Source organism: Pseudomonas weihenstephanensis, assembly GCF_016812185.1.
GTDB lineage: Bacteria > Pseudomonadota > Gammaproteobacteria > Pseudomonadales > Pseudomonadaceae > Aquipseudomonas > Aquipseudomonas weihenstephanensis.
The window spans coordinates 86,761-107,566 of sequence record NZ_JAAEBV010000006.1; the positions used below are offsets into that span (position 1 = coordinate 86,761).

The following is a 20,806-nucleotide window of genomic DNA, read 5'->3' on the forward strand; positions in this document are numbered from 1 at the left end:
CTTTAGGGTCAGTCGCGCAGGAGAGTCAGCCGCGGTGTCGAGATTCCACTGCTTGGCGCAGGGTATCGATCAGGGCTTGAATACGGGCGTGCTGCATTTTCATCGAAGCCTTGTTAACCACCAGACGGGAGCTGATGGCGGCAATGAATTCCTGAGGTTCCAGGCCATTGGCACGCAAGGTGTTACCGGTATCGACCACGTCGATGATTTTGTCGGCCAGGCCAATCAGCGGGGCCAGTTCCATCGAGCCGTACAGCTTGATGATGTCAACCTGGCGGCCTTGTTCGGCGTAGTAACGCTTGGCCACATTGACGAACTTGGTGGCAACGCGCAAACGCCCTTTAGGCTCAACGGCGCCCACAGCACCTGCGGTCATCAGCTTGCACTGGGCGATACGCAGGTCCAGCGGCTCGTACAGGCCCTGACCACCGTACTCCATCAGCACGTCTTTGCCGGCGACACCAAGGTCGGCAGCACCGTGCTCAACGTAAGTCGGCACATCGGTGGCGCGTACGATCAGCAGACGTACGTCTGGCTGAGAGGTCGGGATGATCAGCTTGCGGCTTTTGTCCGGATTCTCGGTCGGCACAATGCCCGCTTCAGCGAGAAGCGGCAGAGTGTCGTCAAGGATACGGCCCTTGGACAATGCAATGGTCAGCATGGGAAACGTAAGTCCTTATCAGGGTACTTATGCCCGGACGCAATCGGCGCCGGACAAACATCGAGCCTGATAATCAGGCTCGACTTGAACGATTCGAAGCCAGGTAAGGTAGCGCGTACAAGGCATTACGTCACCTGGCGGCTGGGCACAGTCCGTGTGCCCATGATGCCTGACACCAAAAACTAGCCCGGAACGCGGCGGATTTTGGCACCCAGCATTTGCAGTTTCTCTTCGATGCACTCGTAGCCACGGTCTATGTGGTAGATGCGATCGATCAAGGTGTCACCTTCAGCGACAAGCGCCGAGATCACCAGGCTGGCCGATGCACGCAAGTCGGTTGCCATCACTGGCGCACCCTTGAGTGTTTCGGTGCCGGTCACGATGGCTGTGTTGCCTTCGACCTGGATCTTGGCGCCCATGCGGTGCAGTTCGTACACGTGCATGAAGCGGTTTTCGAAGATGGTCTCGATCACAGCGCCGGTGCCTTCAGCAATGGCGTTCAACGAGATGAACTGCGCCTGCATGTCGGTCGGGAACGCCGGGTAGGGAGCGGTACGCACGTTAACGGCTTTAGGACGCTTGCCGTGCATGTTGAGCTCGATCCAATTATCACCGGTGGTGATTTCTGCGCCCGCTTCCTTCAGCTTCTCCAACACGGCTTCAAGGATAGTCGGATCGGTGTCCTTGACCTTCACGCGGCCGCCGGTCACGGCAGCAGCGACCAGGTACGTACCGGTCTCGATACGGTCGGGCATTACGCGGTAAGTCGCAGAGTGCAGCTCTTTAACACCTTCAATGGTGATGGTGTCGGTACCAGCACCGCTGACCTTGGCGCCCATGGCGTTCAGGAAGTTGGCCAGGTCGACGACTTCAGGCTCACGCGCCGAGTTCTTCAGTACGCTGGTGCCATTGGCCAGTGCGGCGGCCATCATGATGTTTTCAGTGCCGGTCACACTGACGGTGTCAAAGAAGAAGTCTGCACCACGCAAGCCGCCCTCAGGTGCCTTGGCCTTGATGTAACCGCCTTCAACGTCGATCACAGCGCCCATGGCTTCAAGGCCACGGATGTGCAGGTCAACCGGACGCGAACCGATGGCGCAACCGCCCGGCAAGGCCACTTCTGCGTAACCAAAACGCGCCACCATCGGACCCAATACCAGGATCGATGCACGCATGGTTTTAACCAGTTCGTACGGGGCGATCAGGGTTTTGATGGTGTTGGGGTTGATTTCGACGCTGAGTTTTTCATCGATCACAGGCTCGATGCCCATGCGCCCGAACAGCTCGATCATCGTGGTGATGTCGTGCAGGTGCGGCAGGTTGGCAACCGTCACCGGGCCATTGCACAGCAGGGTTGCAGCCAAAATCGGCAGAGCAGAGTTTTTTGCCCCGGAAATGCGGATCTCGCCGTCTAGACGGGCACCGCCAGTAATAATCAATTTATCCATAACAATCTCGACGCCAATGGGCTCAGGTGCGCTCGGCCCAGGCCGCGCTGCTGAAGAATTTCATAGTGACCGCATGGATGCTGCCATCAGCGATCCACGGGTTCAAATGGGCATAGATGCTTTGCTGACGTTTCACCGGGCTCAAGGCCACCAGTTCGTCACTGATCACATTCAGCTGAAAGTTGCAGCCTTCGCCCTCAACTTCTATCTGGATATCAGGCAGCTTTATCTCAAGAAAGCGCTTCACTTCTACGGCCTGCATGCTCAACCTCAATCAGCGCCTATCGCGCGCGGGTCGGCCATCATACAAAAAAGCCCCGCGCCTGCGAACCCCGTAAAACAGGACTCTGACGGGGGGCTTCTCTATAAATGGCGATTAATGATGTGCCAACAGTTCAGTCAAGCCCGAAACCTGCGCGATTTCGCGCATGTCTTCGGGCATGGCACGAATGCTCAATGGCTTGTTCAGGGCCTGTGCGTCACGGATGAAGCACAACAGGAGCGATAACCCCACGCTGCTGGACTTGGTGACGCCCGAGCAATCGACGACCAAGGATTTGGCCAGCGCCTTTTTGATCAGGGCCTGGCCTTCCTTGCGCAAACGAGGGCCGGTTTGGTAGTCAAGCACGCCACTGAGTCGCAACTCGCTTTCACCGGCCAGGGTTACGGCGCCCTCACTCATTTGTCGATGGCCTTGTCAGTCTCTTGCTTGACCTTGGCCACTTCGCCTGCCCAGTTATCAATGGTTTTATCCAGGTTGTTGCCATTTTTCTGCATGGCATCAGAGAACTGATCGCGGAACAACTTACCTATGTTGATACCGTTAACAATCACGTTGCGCACTTTCCACTCACCTTTCACCTTGTTGAGGGTGTAGGACAGCGGGTAAGTGGCGCCGTTATCGCCTTTGACGATCATGTCAACGCTGGTGCGGTCGCCGCTTTCATCCTTGGCTGGCCCGACGGTGATGCCCTGATTTTTAAATTCAAGCAAGGCGTTACCGTAGAACTGCATCAGGCTGCGCTTGAAGTTCTCTTGAAAGCGCTGCATTTGCGCAGGCGTTGCATTTCGCGAGTACTTAACGGTCATGATGCTTTTGGAAATACCTTCAACATCTACAGCCGGCCCGACAATGCTGTTCAAGGCATCGTAAAACCTGCTCGGGTCTTGCTTGTACTGCTCTTTGTTGGCTTGAAGGTCAGCCAGCAAACGGGTGGTAGTGTCTTGAACGATGTCATGGGCAGATTGCCCCGGTGCCGCATTAGCCATCAGCGGAAGGGCTGCTGCCAACATCACCAGCAGGCCACGACGTAAAAGAGAAATCATCAAAACACTCCTTATTTGGCGTCTTTACTGACGGTATTGAGCAAGAACTTGCCGATCAAGTCTTCTAGAACCAGTGACGATTGGGTGTCGTGAATAGTTCCACCGTCTTTGAGCAGGGTGTCTTCCCCGCCCACGCTGATACCGATGTATTTTTCGCCCAACAGGCCCGCCGTGAGGATAGACGCAGTCGAATCGGTCGGCAGGTTATCGACTTTCTTTTCGAGTTGCAGCGTGACGCGGGCCGTGAAGTTGTCACGGTCCAGGTCAATCGCAGTGACTTTACCGATGGTCACGCCCGCCATCGAGACCTTGGCGCGCACGGTCAGACCGGCAATATTGTCGAAATAGGCATACAGCTTGTAGGTGTCGTTGCTGGCGGTCGGGGACAGTCCACTGACCCGAAGGGCGAGCAACAGCAAAGCCAGGATGCCAGCCAGCAGGAACAGGCCGACACCGATTTCCATGGTGCGGTTTTGCATCAGAAATCTCCAAACATCAAGGCGGTCAAAATAAAGTCCAGCCCGAGTACAGCCAAAGAGGCATACACCACGGTCTTGGTAGTGGCACGGCTGATCCCCTCTGAAGTGGGCTCACAGTCATAACCTTGAAACACGGCAATCCAGGTCACTACAAACGCAAAGACGATGCTTTTGATGATCCCGTTAAGCACGTCACCACTGAAGGTCACGCTGTTCTGCATATTGGCCCAGTAGGAACCGTCATAGACGCCCAGCCAGTCCACCGCCACCCACGAACCACCCCAGATCCCGACCACACTGAAGATCATCGCTAGCACCGGCAGGGAAATGAACCCGGCCCACAAGCGTGGCGCGATGATGTATTTCAGTGGATCGACGCCAATCATTTCCAGGCTGGACAGTTGCTCGGTCGATTTCATGTTGCCGATTTCAGCGGTCAACGCAGACCCGGCGCGCCCGGCGAACAACAGCGCGGTTACCACCGGCCCCAACTCGCGCAGCAGGGTCAAGGCTACCATCTGCCCGACCGCCTGCTCAGAACCGTAGCTGGACAGGATACTGAAGCCTTGCAGCGCCAGGACCATGCCGATAAACACGCCCGAAACCACAATAATCACCAGCGACATGACGCCGACGGAATGCAGTTGTTTGAGCAACAGCCCAAAGCCGCCGCCGAGACCGCCACGCCCCAGCAAGGCGTGAAACAGGAAAATCGTCGAACGCCCCAGCACCGAGACAATATCGATCCCGGCCCGGCCGAACAGTGCGACACGGTCCATTATTGATTGTTTGCGCATCAGCGCTTCCCCAGAAGATCGGTTCGGTAGTCCGACGCCGGAAAGTGAAACGGTACCGGACCGTCCGGATCGCCGGTCATGAACTGACGAATGCGCGGATTATCAGCGTTCATCAACTCTTCAGGCGTGCCCTGCCCCAGCACCTGACCATCGCCCACTACATATAAATAGTCGGCAATGCTCGCTGTTTCGGCCAAGTCGTGAGAAACCACAATGCTGGTGATACCCAGCGCATCATTGAGCAGACGAATCAGACGCACCAACACGCCCATGGCAATGGGGTCCTGACCGACGAACGGTTCGTCATACATCAGGATTTGCGGGTCCAGCGCAATCGCCCGGGCCAACGCCACACGGCGTTTCATACCGCCGGACAGCTCGTCCGGCATCAAGTCGATGGCGCCACGCAAACCCACCGCCTGCAATTTAAGCAGCACGATGTCGCGGATCATTTCTTCCGGCAATTCGGTATGAACCCGTAACGGGAAGGCAACGTTTTCGAACACGTCCAGATCGGTGAACAGCGCGCCACTCTGAAACAGCACACCCATATGCTTGCGGGCGTCGAACAGGTCACTGCGCGACAACGTAGGCAAGTTCTGACCGTTAACCCACACTTCTCCGCTAGTGGGACGCAGTTGCATTCCCATCAAGCGCAACAGAGTGGTCTTGCCGCAACCGGACGGCCCCATGATCCCCGTGACTTTGCCACGCGGGATACAAATATCGACGTTATTGAAGATGCTGCGCGCACCGCGCTTGAAGGAAACTCCCTTCAGCTCGACCGCGTAGGCGTTATCGGCACTCATCTAAACTCCTTGCGATGCAGCCTCTGCCTCTAACCGGACACCAAGCTTCTTTTCAGGAAGCGCGCGTTCCTTGAGCGGGCCGAACTGGCGGCGAACTATATCACTGCTGATACTGACCGCCCAAGGCCGAAGGAGTGCCTATTCAGGTTCAAGACAGTGAAAAAATCACAATTCATCCTAAAGTCCAATGACGCTTTGTTACCAGCGACAACAAAGCATGACGATCTAACGTGAGGGAATTGCGCAGAACCGCTATAATCGCCGCCTTTTCTCAGGCTACCCGACTTCAAACATGAGCCAATCCAGCGACCTGATTCAATCTGCACAACGCACCATCCGCCTCGAACTGGAAGCCGTAGAAGATTTACTGCCCCGTATCGACGCTGATTTCGTACGCGCTTGCGAGATGATTCTGGCGAGCAAGGGCCGAGTAGTCGTCGTCGGCATGGGCAAATCCGGGCACATAGGCAACAAAATAGCCGCCACGCTGGCCAGCACCGGCACCACGGCTTTTTTTGTTCATCCCGCCGAAGCCAGCCACGGTGACATGGGCATGATCACCCGCGATGACATCATCCTCGCGCTGTCCAATTCGGGCTCGACCGCCGAAATCGTCACCTTGCTGCCGCTGATCAAGCGCCTGGGCATTCAATTGATCAGCATGACCGGCAACCCTGAATCACCACTGGCCAAAGCCGCTGACGTCAGCCTGGATGCCCGCGTGGCCCAAGAGGCTTGCCCACTGAACCTGGCGCCGACCTCCTCCACCACCGCGACGCTGGTGCTGGGTGATGCACTGGCCATTGCCTTGCTTGAAGCGCGCGGTTTTACCGCTGAAGACTTCGCTTTTTCGCACCCTGGTGGCGCCCTCGGCCGTCGCTTGCTGCTTAAAGTAGAAAACGTCATGCACGCAGGCGAAGAGCTTCCGCAAGTGGTACGCGGCACGCTGCTTCGGGACGCACTGATGGAAATGACCCACAAGGGGCTGGGCATGACCGTTGTCACCGAAGCCGATGGCCGTCTGGCCGGGATCTTCACTGACGGCGACTTGCGCCGCACGCTGGATCGGGAAATCGATATCCGCAACGCAACCATCGACACCGTCATGACCCCGCACGGCAAGACAGCGCGTGCCGATATGCTGGCCGCTGAGGCCCTCAAAATCATGGAAGACCACAAAATCAGCGCGCTGGTTGTCGTCGACAAGGATGACCGCCCTGTCGGCGCCTTGAACATGCACGATTTACTGCGCGCAGGAGTGATGTAATGAGCAGCGATTTACTCAAACGCGGCAAAGGGATCAAACTCGCCATTTTCGACGTTGATGGCGTGCTGACCGACGGCCGGCTGTACTTCCTTGAGGACGGCAGCGAGTTCAAAACGTTTAATACCCTCGACGGCCAGGGCATCAAGATGCTGATGGCTGGCGGCGTGCAAACGGCAATTATCAGTGGCCGCAAAACCCCTGTGGTTGAGCGTCGTGCGCAAAACCTTGGTATCCCGTACCTGTATCAGGGGCGTGAAGACAAATTAGTGGTATTGGACGAGCTTCTCGGCCAACTCAACCTAAGCTATGAACAGGTCGCCTATTTGGGCGATGACTTGCCGGACTTGCCGGTTATCCGCCGCGTAGGTCTGGGCATGGCCGTGGCCAATGCCGCCAGTTTCGTGCGCGAGCACGCCCACGGCGTGACACAAGCGCGGGGCGGTGAAGGTGCCGCCCGAGAGTTTTGTGAATTGATCCTGCGCGCCCAAGGCCGCCTTGATGCCGCTCACGCTGCCTACCTATAGAGCTTTCTATGCTGAGTAAAAAAATTCGCAATTTCCTGTTATTCGGGGTCATTGCTGCGCTGTTTGCCGCCGTTGGCTACTGGAATATCAGCCCGGAGCGCTTCCTCGACAAACCCGCCGTGGCCGTCGATGAAACCGCTATCGACTATTACGCTATCAATGCGCACAGCCTTCAGTACCTGCCGGACGGCAAGCTGCAATACGAAATGACGTCCGACAAAGTCGAGCACCTCAAGGCCAGCGAAGTGACGTTGCTGACCAACCCGGACTTGCAGATGTACCGCGGAACCACCTTCCCGTGGCACGTTCAAAGCCTGCGTGGCGAAGTGAACCCGGATGGCACTGAAGTCGAATTGATCGACTCGGTACGGGTCGCTCGTACCGACGAACGAAACCGCGAGCTGATCATCACCAGCTCACGCATGACAGTATTCCCACAGAAGCAATATGCGCAGACCGAGCAAGCCGTTAGAATCGACGGCGCTGGCGGTGTGACCACCGCCAATGGCATGAAAGCATATTTGAAAGACGGCAGGATGGACCTGCTGTCCAACGTAAGAGGACAGTATGAGTCTCGTTAAAACCCTCCCTTTATTGCTCAGCCTGAGCGCAGCACTGGGAAGCGTGAGCGCCTGGGCTCTGCCGAACGACAACGAACAGCCTATCCGCATTCAGGCTAACGAAGCGCAGCTGGATGATAAAAAAGGCGTCGCGACCTACAAGGGCGACGTAATCATCACTCAAGGCTCGATGAAAATTACCGGTAACACGGTCACTATCACGCGCAATGCTGCGGGCGAAATTGACGTGGTCACCTCGGTCGGCAACCTGGCCTACTTTGAGCAACTGCAAAAAGCCACAGACCCTAAACCGGTTCAAGCCTACGGCGTGACCATTCAGTACCATGCGCCGCAAAACCGCATCGTATTGATCGACAAAGCCAAGGTCATCAACGACGGCAACACCACCGAAGGCGAGAAAATCGTCTACGACACGGTCAAACAAGTCGCCAATGCGGGTCGCGCCACTGGCAGCAGCGTTACTGCGCCTCGCCCTCGTATCGACATGGTGATCCAGCCGAAGAAAAAAACTGACGCGCAGAAGGCCCAGTAATGGCAACTCTGAAAGCCCAGCATTTGGCTAAAAGCTACAAAAGCCGTCAGGTAGTGCGTGACGTCAGCCTGTCGATCGACAGCGGGCAGATTGTTGGCTTGCTCGGCCCGAACGGTGCCGGCAAGACCACCTGCTTCTACATGATCGTGGGCCTGGTGCAGGCCGATCAGGGCCGCGTGTTGATTGATGACCTGGATGTCAGCCATCAGCCGATGCACGGTCGCGCACGCGCCGGTATCGGTTATCTGCCGCAAGAAGCCTCCATTTTCCGCAAATTGTCGGTCGCCGATAACATCATGGCGATCCTCGAAACGCGCAAGGAACTGGATAAAGCAGGTCGTCGCAAAGAGCTGGAAAGCCTGTTGCAGGAATTCCATATCAACCACATTCGCGACAACCTGGGCATGAGCCTGTCGGGTGGCGAGCGTCGCCGGGTAGAAATCGCCCGCGCATTGGCCACTGCCCCCAAGTTCATCCTGCTCGATGAACCCTTTGCCGGTGTCGACCCGATCTCTGTGGGCGACATCAAGCAAATCATCCATCACCTCAAGGCCAAAGGCATTGGCGTGCTAATCACCGATCACAACGTCCGCGAAACTCTCGATATTTGCGAAACGGCTTACATCGTTAACGACGGACAACTGATTGCTGAAGGCGACGCTGAAACGATTCTGGCCAACAAACTGGTGAGAGAAGTGTACCTGGGCAACGAGTTCCGCTTGTAAGCCCCTCCCCTGCTTCAACCTGCCTTGCAGGCGTTCTCAATTTGCCCACCTCATTCGGGCAAATTGAAAACGCCTCTAGGCAAACGCTACGGTTTCAGGCATATAATTTGCTTATGTTTGGCGCTCACGCGCCCTTGTAGTGGATGGCGCCATGTGCGCCGGCGAATAAGGTGTTAAGCCCCTGCCATGAAACCATCGCTAGTCCTGAGAATGGGCCAGCAGCTGACAATGACACCTCAGCTGCAACAAGCCATACGCCTGCTCCAATTGTCGACCCTGGACCTGCAACAGGAAATCCAGGAGGCCCTGGAATCCAATCCGATGCTCGAACGCCAGGAAGAAGGCGAAGATTTCGACAATACGGACCCCTTGGCTGACAACATCGAGCAAAAACCCACAAACGATATCAACGAGATCCAAGAGCCCTCTTACCAAGAGTCCGCCCCCACTGTGGACAACCTGGAAGACGGCGAGTGGAACGACCGTATTCCCAATGAGCTTCCTGTCGACACCGCGTGGGAAGACGTCTACCAGACCAGCGCCAGCAGCTTGCCCAGCAACGATGACGACGAATGGGACTTCACCACGCGCACATCCGCTGGCGAAAGCCTGCAAAGTCATCTGCTGTGGCAATTGAACCTGGCGCCCATGTCGGACACCGACCGACTGATCGGTGTAACCCTGATCGACTGCATCAACAATCAGGGCTATCTGGACGAAACCCTCGAAGAGATCCTCGAAGCCTTTGATCCTGAACTGGACATTGAACTCGATGAGATCGAAGCCGTCCTGCATCGCATCCAGCAATTCGAGCCTGCGGGTATCGGGGCGCGCAACCTGAGCGAGTGCCTGCTCCTGCAATTGCGTCAGTTACCGGAAAAAACGCTTTGGCTGGCTGAAGCCAAACGCTTGATCACCGACTACATCGACCTGCTGGGCGCGCGTGATTACAGCCAGCTCATGCGGCGCATGAAGCTCAAGGAAGACGAACTGCGCCAGGTCATCGAGCTGGTGCAAAGCCTGAACCCGCGTCCAGGCTCGCAAATTGAATCAAGCGAAGCCGAATACGTCGTGCCGGACGTTATCGTGCGCAAAGACAACGAACGCTGGCTGGTGGAGCTCAATCAAGAGTCCGTGCCACGTCTGCGGGTTAACGCGCAATACGCAGGTTTTGTACGCCGTGCGGACACCAGCGCCGATAACACGTTCATGCGCAATCAACTGCAAGAAGCCCGCTGGTTTATCAAAAGCCTGCAAAGCCGCAACGAAACCCTGATGAAAGTGGCGACGCAAATTGTCGAGCATCAACGCGGTTTTCTGGAGTATGGCGACGAAGCCATGAAGCCACTTGTGTTGCATGACATTGCAGAAGCCGTCGGCATGCACGAATCAACGATTTCACGGGTCACCACCCAGAAATTCATGCATACCCCGCGGGGCATTTATGAATTGAAGTACTTTTTCTCCAGCCATGTCAGCACCTCTGAAGGCGGCGAATGCTCGTCCACAGCGATTCGCGCGATCATCAAAAAACTGGTCGCGGCTGAAAATCAGAAAAAGCCGTTGAGTGACAGCAAGATCGCTGGTTTACTGGAGGCACAAGGTATTCAGGTAGCCCGTCGTACGGTCGCCAAGTACCGCGAGTCCCTTGGGATCGCGCCTTCGAGCGAGCGTAAGCGTTTGATGTGACGGGCCTGCCACCGCGTTCCAGTGGCGGGTATTCCCACCCGCCGCTTTATGCACTGGCAACGAAGGAGAAACTGTATGCAAGTCAACATCAGTGGACACCAACTGGAAGTGACTGAACCGCTGCGCGCTTATATCGGCGAAAAACTCAAACGAATTGAGGGGCATTTCGACAAAATCACCAACGTGCAAGTCATTATGACTGTCGAAAAGCTGAAGCAGAAAATCGAAGCCACCTTGCGTATACCCGGCGGGGAAGTAGTCGCCAATGCGGAGCATTCAGATATGTATGCAGCCATTGACGACCTGACCGACAAGCTGGATCGCCAAATCAAAAAGCATAAGGAAAAGCAGCAGAGCCTCCTTCAAGGCACTGGCCGCTAACACTCCCTACCCATGATCCGACTTGAAACCATCCTGACCCCCGGCCGTTCACTCGTGAACGTGCCGGGCGGCAGTAAAAAGCGCGCCCTCGAACAAATTGCCAACCTGATCGGCCGAGAAGTGCCTGAACTGGATACGCAAGCTGTTTACGAGGCCCTGATCGCCCGTGAAAAACTGGGTTCAACCGGTTTTGGCAACGGCATCGCAATCCCCCACTGCCGCCTCAAGGGCTGCGAGACGCCTGTCAGCGCCTTGCTGCACCTGGATGCCCCCATAGATTTCGACGCCATTGATGGCGCGCCGGTCGACCTGTTGTTCGTTTTGCTGGTGCCAGAAGCGGCCACCGACGCACACCTGGAGCTGCTCCGGCAGATCGCCAGCATGCTCGATCGCAAAGAAGTTCGCGAAAAACTACGCCATGCACCCAGCAACGAAGCGTTGTATCAGGTTGTTCTGGACGAACAGAACGGTCAATAAACATGCGCTTAATCATTGTCAGCGGACGCTCCGGCTCCGGTAAAAGCACTGCCCTGGCCGTCCTCGAAGACAACGGCTTTTACTGCATCGACAACTTGCCCGCCGGTTTGCTGCCTGAGCTGGCAGAGCGAGCGCTGATTCACACTGAATTGGCGCAGCCATTGGTGGCCGTGTCGATTGATGCGCGCAATCTGCCTAGCCATCTGTCGCGCTTTCCACAGCTGCTTGAAGAAGTGCGCAACCGCCATATTCAGTGCGATGTGCTGTACCTGGACGCTGACGAGGAGACGCTGCTCAAACGGTTCTCGGAAACCCGCCGCAGGCACCCGCTGAGCAGCGCCAGCCGCTCGCTGGCCGAGGCCATTCGCGATGAGACCCAACTGCTTGGTCCGATCGCAGATCTGGCCGACCTGACAATCAACACCACCAATCTGAACCTGTATCAGCTACGCGACACCATCAAACTACGTCTGCTGAACAAGCCTGAACCTGGCACCGCCTTTCTGGTCGAGTCGTTTGGCTTCAAACGTGGCATGCCGGTAGATGCTGACCTGGTGTTTGACGTGCGCTGCCTGCCCAATCCGTATTGGAAACCCGAGTTGCGTGAGCAATCCGGGCTGGATCAACCGGTGGCCGAGTACCTGGCAGCACAACCGGATGTCGAGGAAATGTATCAGGACATCTCCAGTTATCTGCTCAAATGGTTACCCCGCTTTGCTGCCAGTAACCGCGCCTATGTGACCATTGGTATTGGTTGCACTGGCGGACATCACCGCTCCGTGTACCTGACTGAGCGCTTGGGCAAATGCCTGCAAGAAACCCTGAAAAACGTTCAGGTTCGCCACCGCGACCTTACTTGAAGGACCTACCCCGCAATGCCAGCTATGGAAATCGAAATCATCAACAAGCTGGGCCTTCACGCTCGGGCATCCGCCAAGTTCGTAGGTATTGCGGGCAAGTACCCTTGCCAGGTGCGAGCAGGTCGCTCGCCTGAGACCATGGTCGACGGCAAAAGTATCATGGCAATGATGATGCTCGCCGCAGGCAAAGGGACCCGAATCCATGTAAAAACTGAAGGTGAACAAGAACAGGAAGCGCTGGATGCGCTGGTCGCCCTCATCAACAACTTCTTCGATGAAGGCGAATAGCTACTGCGCTGCATGACTCGTAACAGCTGACGAGTAATGCCAGGCTGCGTCCGACTGCGAAGCAGCCGTCATGCCATTTAACCTCGTGAGTCCAGATACCCCGCTGTTATCGGTTTTACGATCGCTTCGCGCCCGATCGCAGTCTCATGCCTCGACAGCGACTACAGGCCGTGATTTATCCCAACGCCGTGTCCATCACCATCATCACGCAGAACCCCACACACAACCCAAGGCTGGCCAGCTTTTCGTGACCATTACGTCGCGATTCCGGGATCACTTCCTGCGTAACCACCAATAGCATCGCCCCCGCAGCCAGGGCCAGTCCCAATGGCAACAACAACTCCGCCAGGTTCACCAGCCAGGCGCACAGCACTGCAAACACTGGCTCGACCAGACCGGACGCTGCGCCAATCAAGAACGCCCTGACCCGCGACATGCCCGCACCCGCCAGCACCAGTGCAATGACCAAGCCTTCGGGCACATCTTGCAGCGCAATGCCCATTGCCAGACTGTCGGCATCCGGCATTCCACCACCGGCAGATACACCGACAGCCATACCCTCAGGAATGTTGTGGGCCACAATCGCAATCACGAACAACCAGATGCGCGGGGCAATAACAGGCTCTCCAGGGCGACTGACAATGACTTCAGGCCCGGCACCCGACACTTTCAAGTCCACCAGAAACAAGCACAGGGCACCCAGCAGAATGCCGCCGCTAACCAGCCCGCTTGACGCCCACGCCGACAGTCCAAGGCTTTGCGCAGCGGCTATGCCCGGCACAATCAGGGAGAAGGCCGTGGCCGCCAACATCACCCCGGCACCAAATCCCAACAAGGTATCGCTGACCGCCACCGGCATATTACGGATCACCAGCACCGGTACGGCGCCCAGCGCTGTTCCCAAGGCACACAAGGCCCCGCCTTGCAGGGCCCTGAGCATCTTGGGTTCGAGATCCAGCCACACCAATCCTTTGGCCACCAACAATGCAGTGCCCGCCAACAGCAACAGCGTGCCGAGGGCATAGCGAAACATTCGCACGCCGCCGACCGCCAAAATTTGCGTGCCCATATCCGCCTAATCCTTTTGTGTAGGCTTAGACCATAGCTGCTTGATAGCGACGCGCTACTTCAGGCCAGTTGATGACGCTGTAAAACGCATTGATGTATTCAGGCCGTCGGTTCTGGTAACGCAGGTAATAGGCGTGCTCCCACACATCCAGGCCCAAAATCGGCGTGTTACCGCTCATCAGCGGGCTGTCCTGATTGCCACTGCTCTCCACCACCAGGGTGTTGTGCAGGGTGACGCTCAACCAGGCCCAACCGCTGCCGAAACGCGTCAATGCCGCTTTGGTAAACGCGTCTTTGAAAGCCTCCAGTCCACCGAGTTGCTCATCAATTGCCTTGGCCAAGGCACCTTCGGGCTTGCCACCGCCTTTAGGGCTCATCACCTCCCAAAACAATGAGTGGTTGGCATGCCCGCCGCCCTGATTAATCACCGCTGCGCGCAGCTTTTCGGGCAACTGATGCACGCCGGCCACCAGTTTTTCGACGGGCCACTGTGCCCACTCGGTGCCCTCGACTGCCGCGTTCAAGTTGTTGATATAGGTCTGATGATGCTTGGTGTAGTGGATCTCCATGGTTTGCGCATCGATATGTGGCTCAAGCGCGTCGTAGGCATAAGGCAAGGCAGGCAAGGTGTACGTCATATCAATGGACTCCTGGAATATGGCCACTGGTTGTGGAGAGTGCGCGACTGGATTGGGCAGCCGTGTTTTTGAGCAAGAGATCAGAGCGCGGGTATTCGCCGTGTTCACTGATGAAATTCAACAGTTCCACGTAGGTTTTACTGCTGTGACGTAACGCGGCTTCACGCAGTTCGGACTTGAATCGCAGGTTCTGCATGGTGTGTAACAAGCGTTGATGAATCGAACACAGGTACTCGACGCTTTCTTCCGGCTGATTGAGGCGTAAATGCAAGTCCGCCAGGTTGTGATGTGAAATCACGCAGGCTGCCACTGCTTCGTCGGCATCACTCCAGCGCTCGAACAACACTTGAGCCAGCGCCAGCGCCTGCAAATAGTGCTCTCGCGCATCAACCAGCTCGCCCTCAGCGAAACAGCGATTGGCTCTTTCGATCGTGCGTTTCCAGTGTTCCATGTGCGCCTCCAAAACAGTGTCAGGGGGATTAAACGCCGCCAGCCGTCAGCTTTTCGGGGTCCAGCAGCGCTTCAAGCTGGCTGCGCGGCAGGTCCGTAAACTCAAGGGCGACGTCAATCACCGGACGACCTTGCTTGTAAGCGGTCTTGGCGATTTCAGCGGCCTTTTGGTAACCAATGATGGGGTTGAGCGCCGTCACCAGAATCGGGTTACGCGACAGCGCTTCTTTAAGTTTGGCTTCGTTGACCTTGAAACTGGCAATCGCCTTGTCAGCCAGCAACCGGCTGACGTTTGCCAGCAGCTCGATGCTGCTCAGCAGGTTCTGAGCAATCACGGGCAACATCACGTTGAGCTCAAAGTTGCCCGATTGCCCCGCCACCGTGATCACCGTGTCGTTACCGATCACCTGAGCCGCAACCATCGCCGTCGCCTCCGGGATGACCGGATTGACCTTGCCCGGCATGATCGAAGAGCCAGGCTGCAAGGCTTGCAGTTCAATTTCGCCCAGACCGGCCAGCGGGCCAGAGTTCATCCAGCGCAAGTCGTTGGCAATTTTCATCAGCGACACGGCTGTTGCTTTGAGCTGGCCCGAAACCGACACCGCCGTGTCTTGGGAGCCGATCAGCGCGAACAGATCCTTGCCCGGCGTGAATTCAAGCTGCGTCAACGCACTGAGTTGCTGGCTGAACAGCCCGGCGAATTTGGGATGCGCGTTAATGCCGGTGCCCACGGCCGTACCGCCCTGAGCCAGCGATTGCAGCGCGGGTTGCAGATTATGCAAATGCTCAATATTGGCCTTGAGCTGCTGCGCCCAGCCGTTGAGTACCTGACTCATGCGCACCGGCATCGCATCCATCAAGTGCGTACGGCCGGTTTTGACGTACACATGCACCTGCTCGGCCTTGCGCTCGATCACCTGCACCAGATGGGTCAGCGCTGGCAGCAGTTGTTCATGCAAGCCGAGCGCTGCACTGACGTGAATGGTAGTGGGAATGATGTCGTTGCTGCTTTGGCCGCAGTTGACGTGATCGTTGGGGTTGACCGCTTCACCCAGCACCTGCGTGGCCAGGGTGGCGATCACTTCGTTGGCATTCATGTTGGAACTGGTGCCCGAGCCGGTCTGGAAAATATCCACCGGAAAGTGCTCCATGTAATCGCCTTCAAGCAGAATTTGCGTGGATTCAACGATGGCTTTGCCCTGTGCTTCGCTGATTTGCCCCAACTCCACGTTGGCCTTGGCCGCTGCGGCTTTCGCCAAAATCAATGCACGAATGAATTGCGCAGGCATGCGCTGATGGCTGACGGGAAAGTTGTTCACCGCACGCTGGGTTTGGGCGCCGTACAGCGCCGTCTCAGGCACGTGCAACTCGCCCATGCTGTCACGTTCGATACGCGTATTAGTCATCGGGAAATCCTTGCACCAGTTCGATTAAAGAAATTGACGGTTCGAGTTCACAGGTTGCCAATTGCCAGGCAAAGCTTTGCCAGCGCTTGAGTCGGCACCCGCACAGAGATTGCGTTTCGAGGTCGCGCAGCGGTCGCCACGCATGGTCCAGACACACATTGCGCCAATGCCAGGGCAACGCAGTGTCGGCAGCGGTATCCAGCAAAAGCCGGAACGAGGTCACGGCAATCGTCCAGGGGGAGGTTGACGTACAGCAGGCCAGATAACGGCCTTCTGCTAAATAGTGCTCAATCAGGCGCGGCTCGTCGGGCGCCAGCCCGCAACGGATCTGGCGGCTCATCCAGCGCCAGCTTTCCAGATAAGGCCCTTCATGCAAGGCAGCACTCATGACTCTGGCTCGCTCGATAATGAGATTCATTATTAAGCGATATTGATTATCAAAACAACCCCGACCAAAGCGCTCGTTTAAAGCGCCCAGGGCTAAAGGGTGCGATCAATGACCTCATTCAAGGCTAAAGAAAGGGCAGCGTTTTGTGTTTAACCAGAGACTCGGCCAAATCAAGCTTCGGTGCCGATCTGAGCGCTTCGGGAAATATATTGATCCAGCAGCTTTCTGGCCTCTTCACGGTTTCAGAACTCAAGGCATCAGATAATTGAAAGGCATCACTCATAGAGAAACACTCACACATGCTCAAGTAGCCCATTGCCCCGGCCATAGGCGCGAATCAGGGACGATAAATACAAAAGCAGTGTTGTACCGGGTGAACGTCGAAACCTATCTACAGATATAGGCACGGTAACAGTGGGAGTGCTGGCATCAACGCCAGGGCTTTAGCGGGGTTATGTCCTGGCGCATTACGCGTGGAACGGCGCGCCAGGACAGTTCACTGCAAAAAAATTAACTGCCCGCTACCATCATTCGCTCAATGAGTACCGAACCCGTACGAATGTTGCTACGCAGTTCCAGATCATTGCCCACGGCGACTATCTGCTTGAACATGTCGCGCATGTTGCCTGCAATAGTGACCTCCTGAACCGGGAACTGGATCTCGCCGTTCTCGACCCAGAAACCCGCCGCACCACGGGAGTAGTCGCCGGTGACCATGTTCAAACCGCTGCCCATCAGTTCAGTCACAAACAGCCCGCGCCCCATGCGGCGGATCAATGCGGCCTGATCTTCATCGCCGTGGGTCACGAACAGGTTGTGCACCCCGCCCGCATTCGCCGTGCTTGGCATACCCAGCTTGCGGCCGGAATAAGTGCTGAGGATGTAGGACACCAACTCGCCGTCTTTGATAAACGGTTTGGCGAAGGTGGCCAAACCGTCGTTGTCAAAGGACGAACTGCCCATCGCGCGCATCAGGTGTGGACGCTCATCCAGGGTCAACCACTCAGGGAAGATCTGCTGCCCCATCGCATCGAGCAGAAACGATGATTTGCGGTACAGGTTGCCACCCGAAATGGCGCCCAGAAAGCTGCCGAACAAACCGCCCGCCAGCTCAGCGCTAAACAGCACCGGCACTTCACAGGTGGGCACCGGGCGAGAGCCCAGACGACGTGCCGCACGCTCTGCCGCGCGCTGGCCTATAAGGGCCGCATCCATCAGTAACTCACCCTGACAGTTAACGTCGTACCAGTAATCGCGCTGCATCTGGCCCTCACCTTCGGCGATCATCACGCAGCTCAGGCTGTGCCGGGTAGACGCCGAGCCGCCGATAAAGCCGTTGCTGTTGCCGTAGACGCGACAGCCCTGGTGAGTGCTCAAGGAGGTGCCGTCAGCGTTTTTGATGCGGCTGTCGGCCTCGAATGCAGCGGCTTCGCAGGCCAGGGCTTTTTCGATGGCCTGCTCCGGCGTGATGTCCCATGTGTGGAACACATCGAAATCTTTAAGCTCACGGGCCATCAGGCTTGGGTCTGCCAGGCCAGAGCTTTCATCTTCTGAGGTGTGCTTGGCAATCGCCAGCGCGGCTGCAACGGTTTCACGAATAGCATCGGGACCGGTGGCCGAGGTGCTGGCCGAGCCTTTGCGCTGGCCCACGTAAAGGGTGATACCAAACCCCTGGTCGCGGTTGAACTCGACGGTTTCGACCTCGCGCTGGCGCACCGAGGTCGACAGGCCCTGCTCCACTGACACCGCCACTTCACAGGCGCTAGCGCCCTGGCGCTTGGCTTCGGCGATGATTTGCTCGACCTGCGCTTGCAGTGCCGGCAAGGCCTGCGGGCCGACGCTTTCTACTGCACTCATGGTTTTCTCCACTCAAATTCTGTTTTCGGTAGGGCCGCCGAGCGACCGGGCCGGACAAGCGGCCCCCGACTGGTTATCATGGCGGCGTTTCTTTGCGGACTGCCACCATGGTTGATTCTTACGACGACGCCTTCGACGGCGAAAAAAGCAAATCGCAGGTCAAACGCGAGCTTCATGCTCTGGTTGATCTGGGCGAGCGCCTCACAACGCTCAAGCCTGACTTGCTGAACAAAATGCCTTTGACCGACGCCCTGCGCCGGGCCCTGGCAGATGCTCCAAAACACACGGCCAATATTGCGCGCAAGCGGCACATGATGTTCATCGGCAAGCTGATGCGCGATCAACCGATTGACGAAATCATGGCCTTGCTGGAACAGGTTGACGCCTCTTCCCGTCAGTACAACGAACGTTTCCACGGCCTCGAGCGCTGGCGTGATCGCCTGATCGAAGGCGATGACGACGTACTGGAAAAGTTTGTTACCGAGTTCCCTGAAGCCGATCGCCAGCAAATGCGTTCGATCGTGCGCCAGGCCAAACACGAACTGGCTCACAACAAGGCACCGGCTTCGAGCCGCAAATTGTTCAAGTACATTCGTGGGTTGGACGAGACTCAACGCGGCTTGCGTTAAACCTCGTACATGGCCGGGTTGCCCTGCAACCCGGCCAATCCCCCTCAACCGCCTGTACCGCCTACTGTAATCGCGTCAATCTTCAAGGTGGGCTGCCCCACGCCAACCGGCACCGACTGACCATCCTTGCCACATGTACCTACGCCGCTGTCCAGCGACAGGTCATTACCCACCATCGACACTTTGCTCATCGCTTCCGGGCCGTTGCCAATCAGGGTTGCACCTTTGACCGGACGGGTGATTTTGCCGTCTTCGATCAAATACGCTTCGCTGGTGGAAAACACGAACTTGCCACTGGTGATGTCGACCTGCCCGCCACCAAGGTTGGCGCAGTAAATGCCCTTCTTCACCGAGGCAATGATCTCAGCCGGGTCGCTTTCGCCACCCAACATGTAGGTGTTGGTCATGCGTGGCATCGGCAGATGAGCGTATGACTCACGACGACCGTTACCGGTGCGCGCCACACCCATCAGGCGGGCATTGAGCTTGTCTTGCATATAGCCTTTGAGCACGCCGTTTTCGATCAGGGTGGTGCACTCGGTCGGAGTGCCCTCATCGTCCACGCTCAGCGAACCACGACGACCGGCCAGGGTGCCATCATCGACGATGGTGCACAGCTTGGAGGCGACCCTTTCACCCATGCGGCCACTGTAGGCCGAACTGCCCTTGCGGTTGAAATCACCTTCCAGACCGTGGCCCACAGCTTCGTGCAGCAACACGCCAGACCAACCCGAGCCCAAGACCACGGGCAGGGTACCGGCTGGCGCCGGCACCGCTTCAAGGTTGACCAATGCCTGACGCAACGCCTCACGGGCATAGCCCATCGCACGGTCGTCACTCAGAAAATAACGGTAGTCGGTACGCCCGCCGCCGCCATGCCCGCCCCGCTCGCGGCGGCCATTTTGCTCAACGATCACGCTGACATTGAAGCGCACCAGAGGCCGCACGTCAGCGGCCAACCCACCATCAGTGGACGCCACCAGAATGCGCTCCCACACCCCGGCCATGCTCACCGTCACTTGCTGGATACGCGGATCTAGCGCACGGGTGGCGGCATCAACACGCTTGAGCAGCTCGACCTTTTCGGCGCGGCTGATGACTTCCAGCGGGTTGTCTGGCGCGTACAGTTGCGCCACGTCTTGCGTGGTGAAGGCTTGCACGGTGCCGTTTTGACCGGCGCGCGAGATCGAACGGGCAGCACGGGCGGCCAACCCCAACGCCTCAAGGGTGATGGCGTTGCTGTAGGCAAAACCGGTTTTCTCACCCGACTGGGCCCGCACCCCTACGCCTTGGTCCAGGTTAAAACTGCCTTCTTTGACGATGCCGTCTTCAAGGGCCCAGGATTCAGAAATCTGGCCCTGAAAGTACAGGTCGGCGGCATCGATGCCCGGCCCGGCCAGGTCGCCCAATACGCTTTGCAGGCTTTCAATGGTGACACCGCCCGGTGCCAACAGGTGTTCGCTGACTGAGGTCAACAACTCGCTCATAGTTACTCCGTCTTGACCCCTGCTTCAGCCGCTGTGAGG

At 57.1% G+C, this 20,806-nt stretch carries 26 protein-coding genes; 11 read left to right on the forward strand and 15 right to left on the reverse strand.

Annotated features, from left to right (window positions below; genetic code table 11):
- Positions 1-25: 25 nt before the first annotated feature.
- From hisG to GYN01_RS18970, 8 genes are all read right to left on the reverse strand, one after another.
- The gene (gene hisG, locus GYN01_RS18935; RefSeq protein WP_048363166.1) at positions 26-661 is read right to left on the reverse strand and encodes an ATP phosphoribosyltransferase; all 636 of its coding nucleotides are present in this window, start codon (positions 659-661) and stop codon (positions 26-28) included.
- A gap of 182 nt (positions 662-843) precedes the next feature.
- Entirely contained in the window at positions 844-2,109 is a 1,266-nt protein-coding gene (gene murA, locus GYN01_RS18940) for a UDP-N-acetylglucosamine 1-carboxyvinyltransferase (RefSeq protein WP_048363165.1), read from the reverse strand.
- A 22-nt stretch (positions 2,110-2,131) separates the two neighbouring features.
- The gene (locus tag GYN01_RS18945; protein WP_048363164.1) at positions 2,132-2,371 is read right to left on the reverse strand and encodes a BolA family protein; all 240 of its coding nucleotides are present in this window, start codon (positions 2,369-2,371) and stop codon (positions 2,132-2,134) included.
- A gap of 114 nt (positions 2,372-2,485) precedes the next feature.
- Positions 2,486-2,791: an STAS domain-containing protein gene (locus tag GYN01_RS18950; RefSeq protein WP_048363163.1), complete on the reverse strand. Its 306-nt coding sequence runs from the start codon at positions 2,789-2,791 to the stop codon at positions 2,486-2,488.
- Entirely contained in the window at positions 2,788-3,435 is a 648-nt protein-coding gene (locus tag GYN01_RS18955; protein WP_048400220.1) for an MlaC/ttg2D family ABC transporter substrate-binding protein, read from the reverse strand. Before GYN01_RS18955 ends, GYN01_RS18950 begins: the two co-directional genes overlap by 4 nt.
- A gap of 11 nt (positions 3,436-3,446) precedes the next feature.
- Complete coding sequence (gene mlaD, locus GYN01_RS18960) at positions 3,447-3,914, reverse strand: outer membrane lipid asymmetry maintenance protein MlaD (RefSeq protein WP_048363161.1); 468 nt, start codon at positions 3,912-3,914, stop codon at positions 3,447-3,449.
- A complete protein-coding gene (gene mlaE / locus GYN01_RS18965) occupies positions 3,914-4,711 on the reverse strand; it encodes a lipid asymmetry maintenance ABC transporter permease subunit MlaE (protein WP_048363160.1) in 798 nt (265 codons plus the stop codon). Before mlaE ends, mlaD begins: the two co-directional genes overlap by 1 nt.
- Positions 4,711-5,520: an ATP-binding cassette domain-containing protein gene (locus GYN01_RS18970; RefSeq protein WP_048400222.1), complete on the reverse strand. Its 810-nt coding sequence runs from the start codon at positions 5,518-5,520 to the stop codon at positions 4,711-4,713. Before GYN01_RS18970 ends, mlaE begins: the two co-directional genes overlap by 1 nt.
- A 292-nt stretch (positions 5,521-5,812) precedes the next feature.
- On the opposite strand from GYN01_RS18970, the gene GYN01_RS18975 reads away from it, so the two are divergent.
- The 10 genes from GYN01_RS18975 (at position 5,813) to GYN01_RS19020 (ending at position 12,844) form a co-directional block, all read left to right on the forward strand.
- Complete coding sequence (locus GYN01_RS18975) at positions 5,813-6,787, forward strand: KpsF/GutQ family sugar-phosphate isomerase (protein WP_048400224.1); 975 nt, start codon at positions 5,813-5,815, stop codon at positions 6,785-6,787.
- A complete protein-coding gene (locus tag GYN01_RS18980; RefSeq protein WP_048363157.1) occupies positions 6,787-7,311 on the forward strand; it encodes a KdsC family phosphatase in 525 nt (174 codons plus the stop codon). Before GYN01_RS18975 ends, GYN01_RS18980 begins: the two co-directional genes overlap by 1 nt.
- 8 nt (positions 7,312-7,319) lie before the next feature.
- On the forward strand, positions 7,320-7,892 hold the full coding sequence (gene lptC, locus GYN01_RS18985) for an LPS export ABC transporter periplasmic protein LptC (RefSeq protein ID WP_048363156.1): 573 nt from the start codon (positions 7,320-7,322) through the stop codon (positions 7,890-7,892).
- The gene (gene lptA / locus GYN01_RS18990; protein WP_048363155.1) at positions 7,879-8,424 is read left to right on the forward strand and encodes a lipopolysaccharide transport periplasmic protein LptA; all 546 of its coding nucleotides are present in this window, start codon (positions 7,879-7,881) and stop codon (positions 8,422-8,424) included. The genes lptC and lptA overlap by 14 nt, the downstream gene beginning before the upstream one ends.
- Entirely contained in the window at positions 8,424-9,149 is a 726-nt protein-coding gene (gene lptB, locus GYN01_RS18995) for an LPS export ABC transporter ATP-binding protein (RefSeq protein WP_047273366.1), read from the forward strand. The genes lptA and lptB overlap by 1 nt, the downstream gene beginning before the upstream one ends.
- A 186-nt stretch (positions 9,150-9,335) precedes the next feature.
- Entirely contained in the window at positions 9,336-10,838 is a 1,503-nt protein-coding gene (locus GYN01_RS19000) for an RNA polymerase factor sigma-54 (RefSeq protein ID WP_048363153.1), read from the forward strand.
- 75 nt (positions 10,839-10,913) lie between these two features.
- Complete coding sequence (hpf, locus tag GYN01_RS19005) at positions 10,914-11,219, forward strand: ribosome hibernation-promoting factor, HPF/YfiA family (protein ID WP_010170586.1); 306 nt, start codon at positions 10,914-10,916, stop codon at positions 11,217-11,219.
- A 12-nt stretch (positions 11,220-11,231) separates the two neighbouring features.
- Positions 11,232-11,696, forward strand: coding sequence for a PTS IIA-like nitrogen regulatory protein PtsN (gene ptsN / locus GYN01_RS19010; RefSeq protein WP_059762495.1), 465 nt, complete (start codon positions 11,232-11,234; stop codon positions 11,694-11,696).
- A 2-nt stretch (positions 11,697-11,698) separates the two neighbouring features.
- Positions 11,699-12,556 (forward strand): RNase adapter RapZ, encoded by an 858-nt coding sequence (gene rapZ / locus GYN01_RS19015; RefSeq protein WP_048363151.1) that lies wholly within the window; start codon positions 11,699-11,701, stop codon positions 12,554-12,556.
- A 15-nt stretch (positions 12,557-12,571) separates the two neighbouring features.
- Positions 12,572-12,844, forward strand: a complete 273-nt coding sequence (locus GYN01_RS19020) for an HPr family phosphocarrier protein (RefSeq protein WP_203307609.1) — start codon at positions 12,572-12,574, stop codon at positions 12,842-12,844.
- A gap of 175 nt (positions 12,845-13,019) precedes the next feature.
- Here GYN01_RS19020 and GYN01_RS19025 read toward each other — a convergent pair whose 3' ends face one another.
- From GYN01_RS19025 to pmbA, 6 genes are all read right to left on the reverse strand, one after another.
- Positions 13,020-13,913 (reverse strand): ZIP family metal transporter, encoded by an 894-nt coding sequence (locus tag GYN01_RS19025; RefSeq protein ID WP_048363149.1) that lies wholly within the window; start codon positions 13,911-13,913, stop codon positions 13,020-13,022.
- Positions 13,914-13,938: 25 nt separating this feature from the next.
- Positions 13,939-14,550 (reverse strand): superoxide dismutase, encoded by a 612-nt coding sequence (locus GYN01_RS19030; RefSeq protein ID WP_203307610.1) that lies wholly within the window; start codon positions 14,548-14,550, stop codon positions 13,939-13,941.
- A gap of 1 nt (position 14,551) precedes the next feature.
- Positions 14,552-15,001, reverse strand: coding sequence for a hypothetical protein (locus tag GYN01_RS19035; RefSeq protein WP_203307611.1), 450 nt, complete (start codon positions 14,999-15,001; stop codon positions 14,552-14,554).
- 28 nt (positions 15,002-15,029) lie between these two features.
- Positions 15,030-16,406: a class II fumarate hydratase gene (locus tag GYN01_RS19040; protein ID WP_203307612.1), complete on the reverse strand. Its 1,377-nt coding sequence runs from the start codon at positions 16,404-16,406 to the stop codon at positions 15,030-15,032.
- The gene (locus GYN01_RS19045; RefSeq protein ID WP_048363145.1) at positions 16,399-16,794 is read right to left on the reverse strand and encodes a hypothetical protein; all 396 of its coding nucleotides are present in this window, start codon (positions 16,792-16,794) and stop codon (positions 16,399-16,401) included. Before GYN01_RS19045 ends, GYN01_RS19040 begins: the two co-directional genes overlap by 8 nt.
- Positions 16,795-17,304: 510 nt before the next feature.
- Positions 17,305-18,651 (reverse strand): metalloprotease PmbA, encoded by a 1,347-nt coding sequence (gene pmbA, locus GYN01_RS19050; RefSeq protein ID WP_048400240.1) that lies wholly within the window; start codon positions 18,649-18,651, stop codon positions 17,305-17,307.
- Positions 18,652-18,758: 107 nt separating this feature from the next.
- Between pmbA and yjgA the strand changes: the two genes are divergently transcribed.
- Positions 18,759-19,280, forward strand: coding sequence for a ribosome biogenesis factor YjgA (yjgA, locus tag GYN01_RS19055; protein ID WP_048363143.1), 522 nt, complete (start codon positions 18,759-18,761; stop codon positions 19,278-19,280).
- A 44-nt stretch (positions 19,281-19,324) separates the two neighbouring features.
- Here the strand turns inward: yjgA and tldD are convergent, their stop codons facing one another.
- Positions 19,325-20,767 carry a metalloprotease TldD gene (gene tldD / locus GYN01_RS19060; RefSeq protein ID WP_048363142.1) on the reverse strand — a complete coding sequence of 481 codons (1,443 nt, stop codon included), beginning with the start codon at positions 20,765-20,767 and terminating at the stop codon, positions 19,325-19,327.
- Between the last annotated feature and the right edge of the window lie 39 nt (positions 20,768-20,806).

Bases quoted from the DNA above. Each gene is read 5' to 3' on its own strand.
- hisG (WP_048363166.1), bottom strand. From the start codon at position 661: ATGCTGACCATTGCATTGTCCAAGGGCCGTATCCTTGACGACACTCTG.
- murA (WP_048363165.1), bottom strand. From the start codon at position 2,109: ATGGATAAATTGATTATTACTGGCGGTGCCCGTCTAGACGGCGAGATC.
- GYN01_RS18945 (WP_048363164.1), bottom strand. From the start codon at position 2,371: ATGCAGGCCGTAGAAGTGAAGCGCTTTCTTGAGATAAAGCTGCCTGAT.
- GYN01_RS18950 (WP_048363163.1), bottom strand. From the start codon at position 2,791: ATGAGTGAGGGCGCCGTAACCCTGGCCGGTGAAAGCGAGTTGCGACTC.
- GYN01_RS18955 (WP_048400220.1), bottom strand. From the start codon at position 3,435: ATGATTTCTCTTTTACGTCGTGGCCTGCTGGTGATGTTGGCAGCAGCC.
- mlaD (WP_048363161.1), bottom strand. From the start codon at position 3,914: ATGCAAAACCGCACCATGGAAATCGGTGTCGGCCTGTTCCTGCTGGCT.
- mlaE (WP_048363160.1), bottom strand. From the start codon at position 4,711: ATGCGCAAACAATCAATAATGGACCGTGTCGCACTGTTCGGCCGGGCC.
- GYN01_RS18970 (WP_048400222.1), bottom strand. From the start codon at position 5,520: ATGAGTGCCGATAACGCCTACGCGGTCGAGCTGAAGGGAGTTTCCTTC.
- GYN01_RS18975 (WP_048400224.1), top strand. From the start codon at position 5,813: ATGAGCCAATCCAGCGACCTGATTCAATCTGCACAACGCACCATCCGC.
- GYN01_RS18980 (WP_048363157.1), top strand. From the start codon at position 6,787: ATGAGCAGCGATTTACTCAAACGCGGCAAAGGGATCAAACTCGCCATT.
- lptC (WP_048363156.1), top strand. From the start codon at position 7,320: ATGCTGAGTAAAAAAATTCGCAATTTCCTGTTATTCGGGGTCATTGCT.
- lptA (WP_048363155.1), top strand. From the start codon at position 7,879: ATGAGTCTCGTTAAAACCCTCCCTTTATTGCTCAGCCTGAGCGCAGCA.
- lptB (WP_047273366.1), top strand. From the start codon at position 8,424: ATGGCAACTCTGAAAGCCCAGCATTTGGCTAAAAGCTACAAAAGCCGT.
- GYN01_RS19000 (WP_048363153.1), top strand. From the start codon at position 9,336: ATGAAACCATCGCTAGTCCTGAGAATGGGCCAGCAGCTGACAATGACA.
- hpf (WP_010170586.1), top strand. From the start codon at position 10,914: ATGCAAGTCAACATCAGTGGACACCAACTGGAAGTGACTGAACCGCTG.
- ptsN (WP_059762495.1), top strand. From the start codon at position 11,232: ATGATCCGACTTGAAACCATCCTGACCCCCGGCCGTTCACTCGTGAAC.
- rapZ (WP_048363151.1), top strand. From the start codon at position 11,699: ATGCGCTTAATCATTGTCAGCGGACGCTCCGGCTCCGGTAAAAGCACT.
- GYN01_RS19020 (WP_203307609.1), top strand. From the start codon at position 12,572: ATGCCAGCTATGGAAATCGAAATCATCAACAAGCTGGGCCTTCACGCT.
- GYN01_RS19025 (WP_048363149.1), bottom strand. From the start codon at position 13,913: ATGGGCACGCAAATTTTGGCGGTCGGCGGCGTGCGAATGTTTCGCTAT.
- GYN01_RS19030 (WP_203307610.1), bottom strand. From the start codon at position 14,550: ATGACGTACACCTTGCCTGCCTTGCCTTATGCCTACGACGCGCTTGAG.
- GYN01_RS19035 (WP_203307611.1), bottom strand. From the start codon at position 15,001: ATGGAACACTGGAAACGCACGATCGAAAGAGCCAATCGCTGTTTCGCT.
- GYN01_RS19040 (WP_203307612.1), bottom strand. From the start codon at position 16,406: ATGACTAATACGCGTATCGAACGTGACAGCATGGGCGAGTTGCACGTG.
- GYN01_RS19045 (WP_048363145.1), bottom strand. From the start codon at position 16,794: ATGAGTGCTGCCTTGCATGAAGGGCCTTATCTGGAAAGCTGGCGCTGG.
- pmbA (WP_048400240.1), bottom strand. From the start codon at position 18,651: ATGAGTGCAGTAGAAAGCGTCGGCCCGCAGGCCTTGCCGGCACTGCAA.
- yjgA (WP_048363143.1), top strand. From the start codon at position 18,759: ATGGTTGATTCTTACGACGACGCCTTCGACGGCGAAAAAAGCAAATCG.
- tldD (WP_048363142.1), bottom strand. From the start codon at position 20,767: ATGAGCGAGTTGTTGACCTCAGTCAGCGAACACCTGTTGGCACCGGGC.